Origin of the sequence: Pseudomonas sp. 313 (genome assembly GCF_000316965.1) — a bacterium.
GTDB classification, from domain to species: domain Bacteria; phylum Pseudomonadota; class Gammaproteobacteria; order Pseudomonadales; family Pseudomonadaceae; genus Chryseomonas; species Chryseomonas benzopyrenica.
On the sequence record NZ_ANBZ01000082.1, the window covers coordinates 56,840 to 71,890 of the forward strand.

Genomic DNA, 15,051 nt, shown 5'->3' on the forward strand with positions numbered 1-15,051 from the left:
CTCATGCAACAGCGTCGCTTGGGCCAGCAGGGCCCCTTGGTATCGAGCCTTGGTCTGGGCTGCATGGGCATGTCCGACCTCTATGGCGCCGCCGACCGTAGCGAGGCCATCGCCACCGTCCAGGCCGCCCTCGAACGTGGCGTCACCCTGTTCGACACCGGTGACTTCTATGGCATGGGCCACAACGAACTGCTGCTGGGCGAAGCCTTGCGCGGTCGCCGGGATAGTGCACTGATCAGCGTCAAGTTCGGCGCCCTGCGCGGTCCGGGCGGCGAGTGGCTGGGCTACGACACCCGGCCGGCGGCGATCAAGAATTTCGTCGCCTACAGCCTCAAGCGTCTGGGCGTGGACCATATCGACATCTATCGTCCGGCGCGGCTGGATCGCCAGGTGCCCATCGAGGACACCATGGGCGCCCTCGCCGAATTGGTGCAGGCTGGCTACATCCGCCATATCGGCCTCTCGGAAGTGGGGGCCGAGACCCTGCGGCGGGCGGCGGCCGTGCATCCGGTCTGCGACCTGCAGATCGAGTATTCGCTGGTCTCGCGCGGTATCGAGGCGGAGATCCTGCCGACCTGCCGCGACCTGGGCATCGGCATCACCGCCTATGGCGTGCTCTCCCGGGGTCTGCTCAGCGGCCACTGGCGCCAGCCCGCCGGCAGCGGTGACTTCCGCGCCCATAGTCCGCGCTTTCAGCCGGGCAACGTGGAGCGCAACCTGGCGTTGGTGGAAGGTCTGCAACAATTCGCCGAACGCCGGGGCACCACCCCTGCCCGGCTGGCGGTCGCCTGGGTCGCCGCCCAGGGCGACGACATCGTGCCCCTAGTCGGTGCCCGCCGCCGCGATCAGCTGGACGAATCCCTCGGTGCGCTGGCGGTGACCCTGAGCGCCGCGGACCGTGCCGAGCTGGAACGGCTGCTGCCGCCAGGCGCGGTGGCCGGCGATCGCTACGGCGAACACCAGCTCCGCGATCTCGACAGCGAACGCTGAGTCACGCCCGCCTTGCGCGGGCCTTTGCGTTTCAGCGCTCGGCCGGACGCTCCTGCATCAGCACCCAGGGCGCGACCACCACCGCCCACAGGGCCACCGCCGGCGCTTCCAGTCGGCGGCGCGCCCGGTCTTCGTCGACCTTGGCCAGCTGGCCCTGCTGCAGCCACAGCCCCACCCGGGCGGCATCATCCTGAGTCACGGCGATGGCCGCCTCGATCAGGTCCAGCTCCGGTGCCACTTCCAGCAGCACGCCCCGCGCAAAATGCGGTTGCAATTCTTCCCAGCCGATGGCGGCAGTCTGCCCGAGCAGGGTGGCGTAGCGCGTTGCGTGATCGGTCATGGTGCGGGCCTCGTGAAAAGGGCGGATTCTACCGGCGCCCTCTTCGCTTGCCGAGCGCCCGGACGCGCGGTCGACAAGTCCGACAAGTTGTCGTCGCCAGCTTTCCAAGACGAACAGACGGTGATTAAACTGCGCAGCGCGTCATATAGAACAAAATCGGCACACTTTCGCTTCCAACTGCCTCATTAATAAAAGCATTCCGAGTGGAGCACTCATGAAAAAGGCAACTCTGCGTTTCTCCCGTCTGATCGCGGCCCTGGCCCTGGCCGGCATGGCCAGCCACACCCTGGCAGCCGACACCCTGAAGATCGGTCTGGCCGGCCCCAAGACCGGTCCGGTCGCCCAGTACGGTGACATGGAGTTCATTGGTGCTCAGATGGCCATCGAGCAGATCAACAAGGCCGGCGGCGTCAAGGGCAAGCAGCTCGAAGGCGTGATCTACGACGACGCCTGCGATCCCAAGCAAGCCGTGGCCGTAGCCAACAAGATCGTCAACGATGGCGTCAAGTTCGTCGTCGGTCACCTCTGCTCCAGCTCGACCCAGCCCGCCTCCGACATCTATGAAGACGAAGGCATTCTGATGGTGACTCCGGCGGCCACCAGCCCCGACATCACCAACCGTGGCTACAAGCTGATCTTCCGCACCATCGGCCTGGACAACATGCAGGGCCCGACCGCCGGCAAGTTCATCGTCGAGCACGTCAAGCCCAAGGTCGTCGCCGTCATCCACGACAAGCAGCAGTACGGCGAAGGCATCGCCACCGCGGTCAAGCAGACCCTGGACAAGGCGGGCATCAAGGTCGCCATGTTCGAAGGCATCAACTCCGGCGACAAGGACTTCTCCTCGCTGATCGCCAAGCTCAAGCAGGCCAACGTCGACTTCGTCTACTACGGCGGCTACCACCCCGAGCTGGGTCTGATCCTGCGCCAGGCGGCCGAGAAGGGCCTGACCGCCAAGTTCATGGGTCCGGAAGGCGTGGGCAACAGCTCCATCTCCGCCATCGCCGGCAAGGCCTCCGAAGGCCTGCTGGTCACCCTGCCGCGCTCCTTCGACCAGGATCCCAAGAACCAGGCCCTGGTGCAGGCGTTCAAGGACAAGAAGCAGGATGCGAGCGGTCCCTTCGTGTTCCCCTCCTACGCCGCCGTGCAGGTCATCGCCCAGGGCATCGAGAAGGCGGGCGACGAGAAGCCCGAGGACGTGGCCAAGGCACTGCGCAGCAACACCTTCAATACCCCCACCGGTGAGTTGGCGTTCGACGAGAAAGGCGACCTGAAGAACTTCGAGTTCGTGGTCTACGAATGGCACGCCGACGGCTCCAAGACCGAAGCCAAGTAAGCCCTGCCTGTAACACCGGAGCCCACCGCCAACGGCGGTGGGCTTCGTTTATCCGCCTCCATCCGAGGCCTGGGACCCGCACCAGAAGTGCACTTGGGTCCTCTGGAGACACCCATGCCCGAGTTCTACCATTACCTGCAACAGCTGGTGAACGGCCTCACGGTCGGCAGCACCTATGCCCTGATCGCCATCGGCTACACCATGGTCTACGGCATCATCGGCATGATCAACTTCGCCCATGGCGAGGTGTACATGATCGGCTCCTACGTGGCCTTCATCGCCATCGCGGGCCTCGCCATGCTGGGCATCCACAGCCTGCCCATCGTCATGCTCGCCGCCTTCGCCGCCAGCATCGTCATCGCCAGTGCCTATGGCTACAGCATCGAACGCATCGCCTATCGCCCCCTGCGTGGCGGTAACCGGCTGATCCCGCTGATCTCGGCGATCGGCATGTCGATCTTCCTGCAGAACTGGGTGCTGCTGGCCCAGGATTCCAAGGACAAGTCGATCCCCAACCTGCTGCCGGGCAACTTCATCATCGGCACCGACGCCATGAATGGCGTGGTGATCTCCTATGTACAGGTGCTGATCTTCATCGTCACCCTGCTCACCATGTTCGGCCTGACCTGGTTCATCTCCCGCTCCCGCCTGGGCCGCGCCTGCCGCGCCTGCGCCGAGGACATCAAGATGGCCAACCTGCTGGGCATCAACACCAACGGCATCATCGCCCTGACCTTCGTCATCGGCGCCACCCTGGCCGCCGTGGCTGCGGTGCTGCTGGGCATCCAGTACGGCGTGATCAACCCGAGCCTGGGTTTCCTGGCCGGCATCAAGGCCTTTACCGCCGCCGTGCTCGGCGGCATCGGCAGCATCCCCGGCGCCATGCTCGGCGGCCTGGTGCTGGGCGTGGCCGAGGCCTTTGGCGCCGATGTCTTCGGTGACCAGTACAAGGACGTGGTGGCCTTCAGCCTGCTGGTGCTGGTGCTGCTGTTCCGCCCCACCGGCATCCTCGGTCGTCCGGAGGTGGAAAAGGTATGAGTGCCCGTCTGCGAACCGCCTTCTTCAGCGCCCTGCTGGTGCTGGCCGTCGCCTATCCCATCCTCGGCCTCAAGCTGGAGACGGTTGGCGTCAACCTCGAAGTGCACGGCGCCACGCCGCGCACCCTCTGGATCGTGGCCCTGGCCGCGGTGCTGATGTTCGTCTGGCAACTGGTGCGTGACCAGGTCACCGCCGGCTGGCGCCGCAGCGGCGGCCTGCCGTTGCCGGCCACCGGCCTGGGCACCAAGCTGACCGAACCCAAGACCCAGCGCTGGGTGATCCTCGGCCTGGTGCTGGTCGCCCTGGCGTGGCCCTTCTACGGCTCGCGCGGCGCGGTGGACATCGCCACCCTGATCCTCATCTACGTGATGCTCGGCCTCGGTCTGAACATCGTGGTGGGTCTGGCCGGTCTGCTCGACCTGGGCTACGTCGGCTTCTATGCCGTCGGCGCCTACACCTACGCCATGCTCTCCCACTACTACGGCCTCGGCTTCTGGGTCTGCCTGCCGCTGGCGGGGCTGATGGCGGCACTGTTCGGCTTCCTGCTCGGCTTCCCGGTGCTGCGCCTGCGCGGCGACTACCTGGCCATCGTCACCCTGGGCTTCGGCGAGATCATCCGCATCCTCCTGCGCAATCTCACCGAATGGACCGGCGGCCCCAACGGCATCAGCGGCATCGACAAGCCGACCCTGTTCGGCCTGACCTTCGAGCGCCGGGCACCCGAGGGCATGACGCCCTTCCACGAGTATTTCGGCATCCCCTACAACTCCGAATACAAGGTGATCTTCCTTTATTTGATCGCCCTGCTGCTGGTGCTGCTGACCCTGTTCGTGATCAACCGGCTCTTGCGCATGCCCATCGGCCGCGCCTGGGAAGCCCTGCGCGAAGACGAGATCGCCTGCCGCGCCCTGGGTCTGAATCCCACGCTGATCAAGCTCTCGGCCTTTACCCTGGGCGCCTGCTTCGCCGGATTCGCCGGCAGCTTCTTCGCCGCCCGCCAGGGCCTGGTGTCGCCGGAGTCCTTCACCTTCATCGAATCGGCCATCATCCTGGCCATCGTGGTGCTGGGCGGCATGGGTTCCCAGCTCGGCGTGATCCTCGCGGCCATCGTGATGATCCTGCTGCCGGAGCTGATGCGCGAATTCAGCGAATACCGCATGTTGATGTTCGGCCTGCTGATGGTCGTGATGATGATCTGGCGTCCGCAAGGCCTGCTCCCGATGCAACGCCCGCACCTGGAGTTGCGCAAATGAGCCAAGCCCTTCTCGATGTTTCCGGCCTGTCCATGAGGTTTGGCGGCCTGCTGGCCGTCAACGGCGTCAACATTCGCGTGGAGCAGGGCCAGGTGGTCTCGCTGATCGGCCCCAACGGCGCCGGCAAGACCACCGTGTTCAACTGCCTGACCGGCTTCTACCGTCCCAGCGGCGGGGAGATCCTGCTCAACGGCGAGGCCATCCAGGGCCTGCCTGGGCACAGGATCGCCCGCAAGGGCGTGGTGCGCACCTTCCAGAACGTCCGCCTGTTCAAGGAAATGACCGCGGTGGAGAACCTGCTGGTCGCCCAGCATCGCCACCTCAACACCGGCTTCCTGGCCGGCCTGTTCAAGACCCCGGCCTTTCGCAAGAGCGAGGCCGAGGCCATGGACTATGCGCGCTTCTGGCTGGAGCAGGTCAACCTCACCGAATTCGCCAACCGCAACGCCGGCAACCTCGCCTATGGCCAGCAGCGCCGTCTGGAAATCGCCCGCTGCATGATGACCCGCCCGCAGATCCTCATGCTCGACGAGCCGGCCGCCGGCCTCAACCCGCGCGAGACCGAGGACCTCAAGGCGCTCATCGCCCTGCTGCGCGCCGAGCATGGCGTGACCGTGCTGCTGATCGAGCACGACATGCACCTGGTGATGAGCATTTCCGACCACATCGTGGTGATCAACCAGGGCACGCCCCTGGCCGACGGGACGCCGGAGCAGATCCGCAACAATCCCGACGTGATCAAGGCCTACCTGGGCGAATCCTGATGGAGACCTCCATGCTGCAGTTCGACAACGTCTCCACCTTCTACGGCAAGATCCAGGCGCTGCATGGCGTCAGCGTGCAGGTCAACCGGGGCGAGATCGTTACCCTGATCGGCGCCAACGGGGCCGGCAAGTCCACCCTGCTGATGACCCTTTGTGGCACGCCGCGCGCCCATGGCGGCAGCATCCGCTACGAGGGCGAAGAACTGGTCGGCCAGGAAACCGCGCAGATCATGCGCAAGGGCATCGCCGTGGTGCCCGAGGGTCGCCGGGTGTTCGCCCGCCTGACCGTGGAAGAGAATCTGGCCATGGGTGGCTTCTTCACCGAGAAGGACGGCTACGACCGTCAGCTGGACAGGGTCCTCGGCCTCTTCCCACGCCTCAAGGAGCGCTATGCCCAGCGCGCCGGCACCATGTCCGGCGGCGAGCAGCAGATGCTCGCCATCGGCCGGGCGATGATGAGCGAGCCGCGCCTGCTGCTGCTGGACGAACCCTCGCTGGGGCTGGCGCCCATCATCATCCAGCAGATCTTCGAGATCATCGAACAACTGCGCCAGGATGGGGTGACGGTGTTCCTGGTCGAGCAGAACGCCAACCAGGCGCTCAAGCTGGCCGACCGCGGCTACGTGCTGGAGAACGGCCGCATCGTCATGCAGGACAGCGGCGCCGAGCTGCTGGCCAACCCGGACGTGCGCAAGGCCTATCTGGGCGGTTGAGTCCTTCTCCAATCGCGGCCATGGCGGTCCGCTGATGCGACCGCTCTTGCTGTGGATCTCATCGCGGCCATGGGCCGCTCCTACGGTTGCCTGTAGGAGCGGCCCATGGCCGCGATAGCACGTAGGTTGGGTTGAGACGGCTCCCTCGTCGAAGCCCAACGGTGCCAGCTCGAAGCCATTGTTTGTTGGGCTTCGCTGCGCTCAACCCAACCTACGAGGGTAAGCCGGCGCTGGCGTGACAACTCCCTACCCCAACGCCTCCAACCGCTGCCGACTGCGCTCGAACCAGTCGCTCAGGGCTTCTGCCACTACCCGCGTCCGCCTGGGCAACCCGCCCTGGTAGGGGTGCACCAGAAACAGCGGCTGGCTGGGCGTGCGCCAGTCCCTGAGCAGCCAGACCAGTGCACCGCTGGCCAGCTCCTCGTGCACCATGAACGACGGCAGCCGGGCGATGCCCTGCCCGGCCAGGGCTGCCTGCTTGAGCAGGCTGTAGTGATTGCAGGCCAGGCTGGGCGCCACCTGGACACGACCGAGGCGGTGATCGCGGTGATAGAGCCAGACCTCGCCCTCGGCATAGTGATTGTTCACCAGGCAACGGTGATCGAGCAGCTCCTCGGGCACCTGCGGCAACTCATGCGCGGCCAGGTAGGCGGGCGCGGCGCAGGTCACCTCCTGCATGGCGAACAGTGGGCGGGCGACCAGGCGCTCGTCCGGCTCCACCCGCGCACGGATCGCCAGGTCGAAGCCCTCGGCCACCAGGTCGCGGTAGCCATTGTCCAGCACCAGGTCCAACTGGATGGCGGGATGGGCGGCGCGGCAGGCCAGCAGCACCTCGAAAAAGGTGTAGCCCAGGGACACCGGCACGGTCAGGCGTACCGGACCGACGGCCTCCTCCTGCAGCCGGGCCACGCTCTGCAGGGCCCGCTCACGCTGGCGCACCAGCGCCTGGGCCTCGGGCAGCAGGGTGCGCCCGGCGGCGGTGGGATCGAGGCGGCGGGTAGTGCGGTGCAGCAGGCGGGTCTCCAGCCGTACCTCCAGCGCGCGGATGCGCTTCGACAGCTGCCCCTTGCTGCAGCCCAGGCGCTCGGCGGCACGGGTGAAGCTGCCGCTTTCACAGAGGATGGCGAAGGCGGCGAGATCGGCGAAGTCGTCCTGCATCGTTTCCTCCAGGAAACACTGGATTGCCATTCCGGTGATTTATCAAGGTAATGCGCCATTCTAGGCTGAGGACTCCCTTCCCTTCACGGAGTCGTCCCATGAAAATCATCCTCGTCGGTGCCAGCGGTACCCTGGGCAGCGCCATCGCCGAACGCCTCGGTAGGCGCCACGATTTGGTGCGGGTCGGTCGCCACTCGGGCGATCTCCAGGCGGACATCACCCAGCCGGACTCCATCCGTGCCCTGTTCGCCAAGGTCGGCCGCTTCGATGCCCTGGTCAGTGCCACCGGCGCCCTCGCCTTCGCACCTGTGACCGAATTGACCCAGGCCGACTTCCAAGTCGGCCTGAGCAGTAAACTCATGGGCCAGGTCAACCTGGTGTTGCTGGGACAGGCCCAGGCGTCCGACGGTGCCTCCTTTACCCTCACCAGCGGCATCGTGAGCGAACATCCCATCCACCAGGGCAGCGCGGCGGCCATGGTCAACGCGGGGCTGGAAGGTTTCGCCCGGGGTGCCGCCATCGAGCTACCACGCGGCCAGCGCCTGAATGTGGTCAGCCCCACGGTGGTAGAAGAGTCCCTGGCGCACTACGGCGACTTCTTCCTCGGCTTCAAGGCCATTCCCGTCGCCGAAGCCGCCCGCGCCTACGAACGCAGCGTAGAAGGACGAGAAACCGGCAAGACTTATCGCGTCTGGTAAGTCCTTGAGCTCCCGACGTTGTCTGAGTAACGTGTGCCCACCTCAGTCGGGAGTCCCGCGATGCCAGCGCCGCGTTCCATCTTTTCCCTCGCCCTGCTCGGCCTCCTCGGCGGTTGCAGTCTGTTCCAGAGCGACGACACCCCGCGTGCACCGGGCGGCGAGCGTCTGCAGGGCGATCTGCGCTGGAGCGGTGACCAGCTGCTGTTCCGCCCCTGCCAGGAACAGCGCTTCTTCGACGTCACCGACGCCAACAACACCGCCATCCTGCGTGATGCCCACGAACTGGCCGCCGACAGTGGTGCCGCGTCGCTGTTCGCCGATCTGCGCGGCAAGCTCAAGTCCGGCGGTCGCGATGGCGCCCAGGGCGTGTTCGCCGTCACCGATGTCTACCGTGTGCAATACAGCGGTCCGGGTTGCAGCGATCCCAACTTCAAGCGCACCGCCATGAACGCCGGTGGCCATGGACCGGACTGGAGCGTCCAGGTCAGCAATCAGGGCATGCTGGTCAGCACCGCCGGCCAGCAGCGCCGCGCCCTGCCCTTCGTCCAGGAAGAATTGCCCGGCGGCATGCGCGCCCTGTCCACCGAGGCCAATGGCGAGAAGGTCGAGCTGTGGATCAATCCCCGGCGCTGCGTGGATGGCCGGACCGGCACCGTGCAATCGCTGCAGGCCGAATTGCGCATCAATGGCCAGACCTGGCAGGGCTGCGCCTTCTACGGCGGTGCCGGCAACCCCACCTAGCCCGGGTGTTCGCGCGTTGCTTAGCGCGACCCCCTTGGCATCTCGCGCTTTACGTTTAGCGTCGCGCGCCCTCAGAGGCTAGTCTAGCGACGGCAAGGATTCACCCGCTTCGCTTGGCCGCCCCCGGGTCCGATCAGGCGAAGGCACAGGAACGCTCATCTAGCCAGGGTCCAGGCATGCCTACCTCTCCAGCGTCCCGTAGCGCCTCTCCGCGCCGACGGGGCCATACCGTCCTCCTGCGGCTGTTCCCAGCGCTTTGCGTACTGCTCCTGGGCCTTATCGGCCTGGGCTGCTACCTGCTGGTCGACAATGCCGTGCGCCAGGATGCCACCGTCGCCCAGCACACCGAGCGTGCCGTCGGCCGCACCTTCACCCGCCTCGACGAAGAGGTGGCCCGCAACCTGATCGACTACAGCAAATGGGACGAGGCCTATCGCCGCCTTCACCTGGAGCTGGACCACGACTGGGCCTACGACCAGGGCAATCTTGGCGAATCGCTGTATCGGGTCTATGGCTACGAAGGGGTGCTGGTGTTCGACAGCCAGGATCGGCCCCGCTATCGCCTGCTCGAAGGGCAACTGGCCGATCCCGCTACGCCCTGGCTGCAGGGCGACATCGCTGGTCTGCTGGCGGCGGCGCGCAGCGTCGATGCCCGCGCCGGCAGCGTGTCTGGCGTCCTCAACGTGGCCGGCACGCCGGCGCTGGTGGCCGCCGCGGCCATCACCCCAGGCGACCAGCCCGGCATCCGTTCCCTGGATGCGCCGGCTTCGGTACTGGTCTTCGTCAATGTGTTGAGTCCCGCCCGGCTGGCGACCCTGAGCGAAGCCAACAACCTGCCACCGCTCGGCATCACCACCGATCCGGCCGGGAGTCGCGGCAGCTGGCAACTGCCCGGTTCCAGCTATCAGTTGACCTGGCGTCCGCCGCGTCCGGGGCTGTGGCTGATGCAGCAGACCCTGCCGCTGTTCGGCGGCGGAGTGTTGATCCTGCTGCTGGGACTGATCTGGCTGTTTCGCCAGGCGCTGCTGTCGATGCGCCAGCTGGATGCCCAGTACGATGACCTGCTGGCCAGTCGCAGCGAACTGGCCATTGGCGAGCGACGCTTCCGCGACATCGCCGAGGCCACCTCGGACTGGCTGTGGGAGGTCGATGCCGGTCTGCGCCTGGTCTATGTCTCGGAGCGCTTCGCCGAGGTCACCGGGGAAGCCGCCGACCGCTGGCTGGGACGGCCGCTCAACGAACTCCTGACACCCCACGCCGATACCCTGGCGCACTGGCTGGCCGGCCATGCCCACGACCGCAAACCGAGACCCCCGCTGGTCTGCCACTACCTGGATGGCAGCGGTCGCGAGCGCACCTGCCGGGTGGCCGCCCGGGCCATTCCCGAGGGTGGCTATCGTGGCACCGTCACCGACCTCACCGACGAGATCGAGGCCCTGGCCCAGGTCCAGCACCTGTCCTGGCACGACCCCCTCACCGGCCTGCCCAATCGCCACCGCCTGCACCAATTTCTCGCCACCCACCTGGAGGGTCCGGAGCCCCGTCCCCTGGCCCTGCTCAGTCTCGACCTGGATAGATTCAAAACGGTCAACGACGCCCTCGGCCATGCCGCCGGCGATCAGGTACTACAGGAGGCGGCGCAGCGTCTGCGGCAGAACGTGACCGCCACCGACCTGGTGGCCCGTCTGGGCGGCGATGAATTCTGCGTGGTGCTCAGCGGCGAACGCGAGCCGGGCGCCATCGCCGACCTCTGTCGACGGCTGGTGGAGCAGCTGCGGCAGCCCTTCCGCCTCGGCGAGCAGCGCATCTTCATCGGCAGCAGCCTGGGCGTGGCTCTGGCGCCGCGGGATACCGGCATCCCGGCCGAGTTGTTGCGCCTGGCCGACATCGCCCTCTACCAAGCCAAGGCCGCTGGCCGTGGCACCTGGCGCTTCCACGAACCGGCCATGAACGAACAGGTGCTCTTGCGCCGGCAACTGGAACAGGACCTGCGCCAGGCCCTGCGCGACGACCGTCTCAGTCTCTACTACCAGCCGCGGCGCAGCCTCGCCGACGGCAGCCTGCGCGGCTTCGAGGCGCTGGTGCGCTGGGAACACCCGACCCAGGGCTTGTTGGAGCCGCTGGACTTTTTGGCCTTGGCCGAAGACGCCGGACTCGCCCAGCGCCTCGGCCGCTGGGTGCTGGAGACCGCCTGCCACGACGCCCAGGGATGGCCGGAACGGCTCTCGGTGTCGGTCAATCTGTCACCGCAGCAATTCCACGCCAACGAGGATCCGGTGCAGACCGTGGCCGAGGCGCTCTACCAGAGCGGCCTGGCCGCCCCGCGCCTGGAGCTGGAACTCACCGAACGCACCCTGCTGGACCCCGCGGCCGATGTGGCCAATACCCTGAGCGCGCTCAAGGGCCTGGGCGTACGGCTGTGCCTGGACGACTTCGGTTCCGGCCTCTGCTCCCTGGCCTATCTGCGCCGCTATCCGCTGGACGGCATCCGCCTGGATCGCAGCCTGATCGCCCGGCGCAACCACGCGCCGGAAGACAGTGCCCTGGTCCGCGCCATGATCGATCTCGGCCGCTCGCTGGGGCTGACCGTGACCCTCAAGGGCGTGGAAGACGCCGAGCACCTGCGCCAGCTGCAGCACCTGCCGGCGGACGAGATCCAGGGCTTCCATTGCGGCGCGCCCCTGCCGGCCGATCGGCTGGGCGCCTGGCTGGACGAAGGGGTGGCCGAGCCACTGTGAGCTGAAGGGGGAGCGCCGGGCGCCTAGCGCTCGGCCACCATGCTGCCCTCGCCCGCCGCGCCACGGCGCTGGTTGCGGTCGTCGCGGGGGGTGACGCCAAAGAAGTTGCGATAGGCGCTGGAGAAATGCGGTCCCGACGAGAAGCCGCAGGACAGGCCGATCTGGATGATGGACTTGCTGGTCTGGGTGAGCATCTTGCGCGCCCGGTTCAGGCGCAATTCCAGGTAGTACTGGCTGGGCACCCGCGCCAGGTACTGCTTGAAGATCCGCTCGAGTTGCCGACGGGACACGCAGACGTGCTGGGCGATCTCGTCGGTGGTGAGCGGCTCTTCGATGTTGGCCTCCATCAGCATGACCGCCTGGGTCAGCTTGGGATGACTCGACCCCAGCCGGTTCTTCAGCGGAATGCGCTGCCGCTCGCTGCCTTCGCGCAGGCGCTCGACGATCAGCTCCTCGGCGATGGTGCCAGCCTGCTCCGCGTCGCGATCGCGGCCGATCATCGCCAGCAGCAGATCGAGAATGGCCAGGCCGCCACAGGCGGTCAGGCGATCGCGGTCCCACTCATAGAGGTGGTGAGTGGCGATGACCTTGGGGAACTGCTCGCTGAATTCCTCCAGCCAGCGCCAGTGCACGGCGGCGCGATGACCGTCGAGCAGGCCGAGCTGGGCGAGGATGTGCACCCCGGCGGAAAAGCCTCCCAGCACCACTCCGGCCCGGGCGGTCTGACGCAGAGCCGCGGCCAGGGGTGGCGGCAGCGTCGGCGAAGGTTCGTCGGCCAGCACGAAAAGGCGATCCAGGCGCTCCAGCTGCCCTTCCCAATGGCCACCCGGCAGCCGCGGCTGCAACTCGCTGCCGGCCTGTAGAAAGCGCACCTCGTAGGGCGTATCGCTCGAATGGCGAGAGGCGAGTTCCAGCGCTTCCTCGACCAGGCCCACGGTCAGCGGACGAACGTCGGGCCATAGCAGAAAGGCGATGCGGATGGTCATCTAACGTCTGGCTTCCTGTCGAGAGCGGCGGGGGCGGACCGATCCGGGACCGCGCGCCATGAAACCCTTGTGGGGTGGCACGCATGGTACGCCGGAGTAGTGCCCCTGTCCCAGCCTTTGCCCGGGTAGCGGACCGATGCGCCCTCCGGTCCGCCGGCTGGCGCGATTCTAGCCCCGCCTGGCTGGCCAGAGCTTCTGCCCTGGCGACAAGTCTTTACAGGGATACCAAAAACGAACCGCCCGCGACCGGAGACGGACGCGGGCGGCTGCTGGTGGACGATGATCAGGCGACGGCCTGGCTCATCTGCTGGTGGGTCCCGACCAGATGCTGCACCACCCCCGGATCGGCCAGGGTGGAGATGTCGCCGAGGGAGTCGTATTCACCTACGGCGATCTTGCGCAGGATGCGTCTCATGATCTTGCCGGAACGGGTCTTGGGCAGCCCCGGCGCCCACTGGATGACGTCGGGCGTGGCGATGGGGCCGATCTCCTTGCGCACCCACTGCTTGAGTTCTTGACGCAGGGCCTCGTTGCCCTCCTCGCCCTGGTTGAGGGTGACGTAGACATAGATGCCCTGGCCCTTGAGGTCATGGGGCATGCCCACCACCGCAGCTTCGGCGACCTTGGGATGGGCCACCAGGGCGCTCTCGATCTCGGCGGTGCCCATGCGATGGCCGGAGACGTTGAGCACGTCGTCGACGCGACCGGTGATCCAGTAGTAGCCGTCTTCGTCGCGGCGGGCGCCGTCACCGGTGAAGTACATGCCCTTGAAGGTCTTGAAGTAGGTGTCGACGAAGCGGTCGTGGTCGCCATAGATGGAACGCGACTGGCCCGGCCAGGAATCGAGGATCACCAGGTTGCCTTCCACGGCGCCGTCGAGCAGGTTGCCTTCGTTGTCCACCAGCGCCGGCTGGATGCCAAAGAAGGGACGGGTCGCCGAGCCGGGCTTCTGGCCGATGGCGCCGGGCAGCGGGCTGATGAGAATGCCGCCGGTCTCGGTCTGCCACCAGGTGTCGACGATGGGGCAGCGCTCCTGGCCCACGGTCTTGTAGTACCAGTGCCAGGCCTCGGGATTGATGGGCTCGCCCACCGAACCGAGCAGGCGCAGGCTGCTGCCGTCGACGCCCTGCATGGCGGCATCGCCCTGGGCCATCATGGCGCGGATGGCGGTGGGCGCGGTGTAGAGGACGTTGACCTGGTGCTTGTCCACCACCTGGCCCATGCGGGTGACGTCCGGGTAGTTGGGCACGCCCTCGAACAGCAGGGTGGTGGCGCCATTGGCCAGGGGGCCGTAGACGATATAGCTGTGACCGGTGATCCAGCCGACGTCGGCGGTGCACCAGTAGACCTCGCCGGGGCGATAGTCGAAGACCCGCTCGTGGGTCAGGGCAGCATAGGTCAGGTAGCCACCGGTGGTGTGCAGGATGCCCTTGGGCTTGCCGGTGGAGCCGGAGGTATAGAGGATGAACAGCGGCGCCTCGGCGGACATCTCCTTGGGCTCGCAGTGTTCCGGGGCCACCGAGGTGATCTCTTCGTACCAGACGTCGCGGTGGCGGTGCCAGGCGATGTCGGCACCGGTGCGCTTGCAGACGATCACCTTGTGCACCGAATGGGTGGCCGGATTGGTCAGGGCTTCGTCGACATTGGCCTTGAGCGGGATCTTGCGACCGCCGCGCACGCCTTCGTCGGCGGTGATCACCAGCTTGGACTGGCAGTCGCTGATGCGGCCGGCCAGGGATTCGGGGGAGAAGCCGCCGAACACCACCGAGTGCACCGCGCCGATGCGGGCGCAGGCCAGCATGGCGACCACGGCCTCGGGGATCATCGGCATGTAGATGGTCACCACGTCGCCGCGGTGGATGTCCTGGCCGCGCAGGGCGTTGGCCAGCTGGCAGACCTCGCGATGCAGTTCGCGGTAGGTGATGTGACGGCTGTCGGCCGGATCGTCGCCTTCCCAGATGATGGCGGTCTGGTCGCCACGGGTTTCCAGGTGGCGATCCAGGCAGTTGTAGGAGGCGTTCAGGGTGCCGTCGGCAAACCACTGGATGTCGACGCGATGATCGTCGAAGGAGGTCTGCTTGACCCGGCTGAAGGGCTTGATCCAGTCCAGGCGCTGGGCCTGTTCGCGCCAGAAGCCATCCGGGTTGAGGATGGACTGCTGGTACAGGCGACGATAGGTGACTTCATCGGTCAGGGTCCGGGAAGCGACTTCCGCGCGGACCGGGTAGAAGGCGGCACTCATGGGACGATCTCCTCGGCGGGAAACTGTTGTTCTTGTTGCCTTCCGTTGTACGGC

At 66.7% G+C, this 15,051-nt stretch carries 13 protein-coding genes; 9 read left to right on the top strand and 4 right to left on the bottom strand.

The window, feature by feature from the left end; genetic code table 11:
- Nucleotides 1–3: 3 nt before the first annotated feature.
- Entirely contained in the window at nucleotides 4–990 is a 987-nt protein-coding gene (locus C722_RS0121080) for an aldo/keto reductase (protein ID WP_017642419.1), read from the top strand.
- A 31-nt stretch (nucleotides 991–1,021) separates the two neighbouring features.
- On the opposite strand, the gene C722_RS0121085 is transcribed toward C722_RS0121080, so the two are convergent.
- Nucleotides 1,022–1,330, bottom strand: a complete 309-nt coding sequence (locus C722_RS0121085) for a DUF2288 family protein (RefSeq protein WP_017642420.1) — start codon at nucleotides 1,328–1,330, stop codon at nucleotides 1,022–1,024.
- A gap of 214 nt (nucleotides 1,331–1,544) precedes the next feature.
- Between C722_RS0121085 and C722_RS0121090 the strand changes: the two genes are divergently transcribed.
- The 5 genes from C722_RS0121090 (at nucleotide 1,545) to C722_RS0121110 (ending at nucleotide 6,434) form a co-directional block, all read left to right on the top strand.
- On the top strand, nucleotides 1,545–2,666 hold the full coding sequence (locus tag C722_RS0121090; protein WP_017642421.1) for a branched-chain amino acid ABC transporter substrate-binding protein: 1,122 nt from the start codon (nucleotides 1,545–1,547) through the stop codon (nucleotides 2,664–2,666).
- A gap of 114 nt (nucleotides 2,667–2,780) precedes the next feature.
- On the top strand, nucleotides 2,781–3,704 hold the full coding sequence (gene livH / locus C722_RS0121095; RefSeq protein ID WP_017642422.1) for a high-affinity branched-chain amino acid ABC transporter permease LivH: 924 nt from the start codon (nucleotides 2,781–2,783) through the stop codon (nucleotides 3,702–3,704).
- Complete coding sequence (locus C722_RS0121100) at nucleotides 3,701–4,957, top strand: high-affinity branched-chain amino acid ABC transporter permease LivM (protein WP_017642423.1); 1,257 nt, start codon at nucleotides 3,701–3,703, stop codon at nucleotides 4,955–4,957. The genes livH and C722_RS0121100 overlap by 4 nt, the downstream gene beginning before the upstream one ends.
- Nucleotides 4,954–5,721 (top strand): high-affinity branched-chain amino acid ABC transporter ATP-binding protein LivG, encoded by a 768-nt coding sequence (gene livG / locus C722_RS0121105; RefSeq protein ID WP_017642424.1) that lies wholly within the window; start codon nucleotides 4,954–4,956, stop codon nucleotides 5,719–5,721. Before C722_RS0121100 ends, livG begins: the two co-directional genes overlap by 4 nt.
- An 11-nt stretch (nucleotides 5,722–5,732) precedes the next feature.
- Nucleotides 5,733–6,434: an ABC transporter ATP-binding protein gene (locus tag C722_RS0121110; protein ID WP_017642425.1), complete on the top strand. Its 702-nt coding sequence runs from the start codon at nucleotides 5,733–5,735 to the stop codon at nucleotides 6,432–6,434.
- A gap of 246 nt (nucleotides 6,435–6,680) precedes the next feature.
- Here C722_RS0121110 and C722_RS0121115 read toward each other — a convergent pair whose 3' ends face one another.
- Nucleotides 6,681–7,592, bottom strand: a complete 912-nt coding sequence (locus C722_RS0121115) for a LysR family transcriptional regulator (protein ID WP_017642426.1) — start codon at nucleotides 7,590–7,592, stop codon at nucleotides 6,681–6,683.
- Nucleotides 7,593–7,690: 98 nt separating this feature from the next.
- On the opposite strand from C722_RS0121115, the gene C722_RS0121120 reads away from it, so the two are divergent.
- The 3 genes from C722_RS0121120 (at nucleotide 7,691) to C722_RS0121130 (ending at nucleotide 11,769) form a co-directional block, all read left to right on the top strand.
- A complete protein-coding gene (locus C722_RS0121120; RefSeq protein ID WP_017642427.1) occupies nucleotides 7,691–8,290 on the top strand; it encodes a short chain dehydrogenase in 600 nt (199 codons plus the stop codon).
- A 60-nt stretch (nucleotides 8,291–8,350) separates the two neighbouring features.
- On the top strand, nucleotides 8,351–9,031 hold the full coding sequence (locus tag C722_RS0121125) for a hypothetical protein (RefSeq protein WP_017642428.1): 681 nt from the start codon (nucleotides 8,351–8,353) through the stop codon (nucleotides 9,029–9,031).
- A 176-nt stretch (nucleotides 9,032–9,207) separates the two neighbouring features.
- The gene (locus tag C722_RS0121130) at nucleotides 9,208–11,769 is read left to right on the top strand and encodes an EAL domain-containing protein (protein WP_017642429.1); all 2,562 of its coding nucleotides are present in this window, start codon (nucleotides 9,208–9,210) and stop codon (nucleotides 11,767–11,769) included.
- 23 nt (nucleotides 11,770–11,792) lie between these two features.
- Here the strand turns inward: C722_RS0121130 and C722_RS0121135 are convergent, their stop codons facing one another.
- Together C722_RS0121135 and acs are read right to left on the bottom strand one after the other, a co-directional pair.
- Nucleotides 11,793–12,755: a GlxA family transcriptional regulator gene (locus C722_RS0121135; protein WP_017642430.1), complete on the bottom strand. Its 963-nt coding sequence runs from the start codon at nucleotides 12,753–12,755 to the stop codon at nucleotides 11,793–11,795.
- A 283-nt stretch (nucleotides 12,756–13,038) separates the two neighbouring features.
- Nucleotides 13,039–14,997, bottom strand: coding sequence for an acetate--CoA ligase (gene acs / locus C722_RS0121140; RefSeq protein ID WP_017642431.1), 1,959 nt, complete (start codon nucleotides 14,995–14,997; stop codon nucleotides 13,039–13,041).
- Between the last annotated feature and the right edge of the window lie 54 nt (nucleotides 14,998–15,051).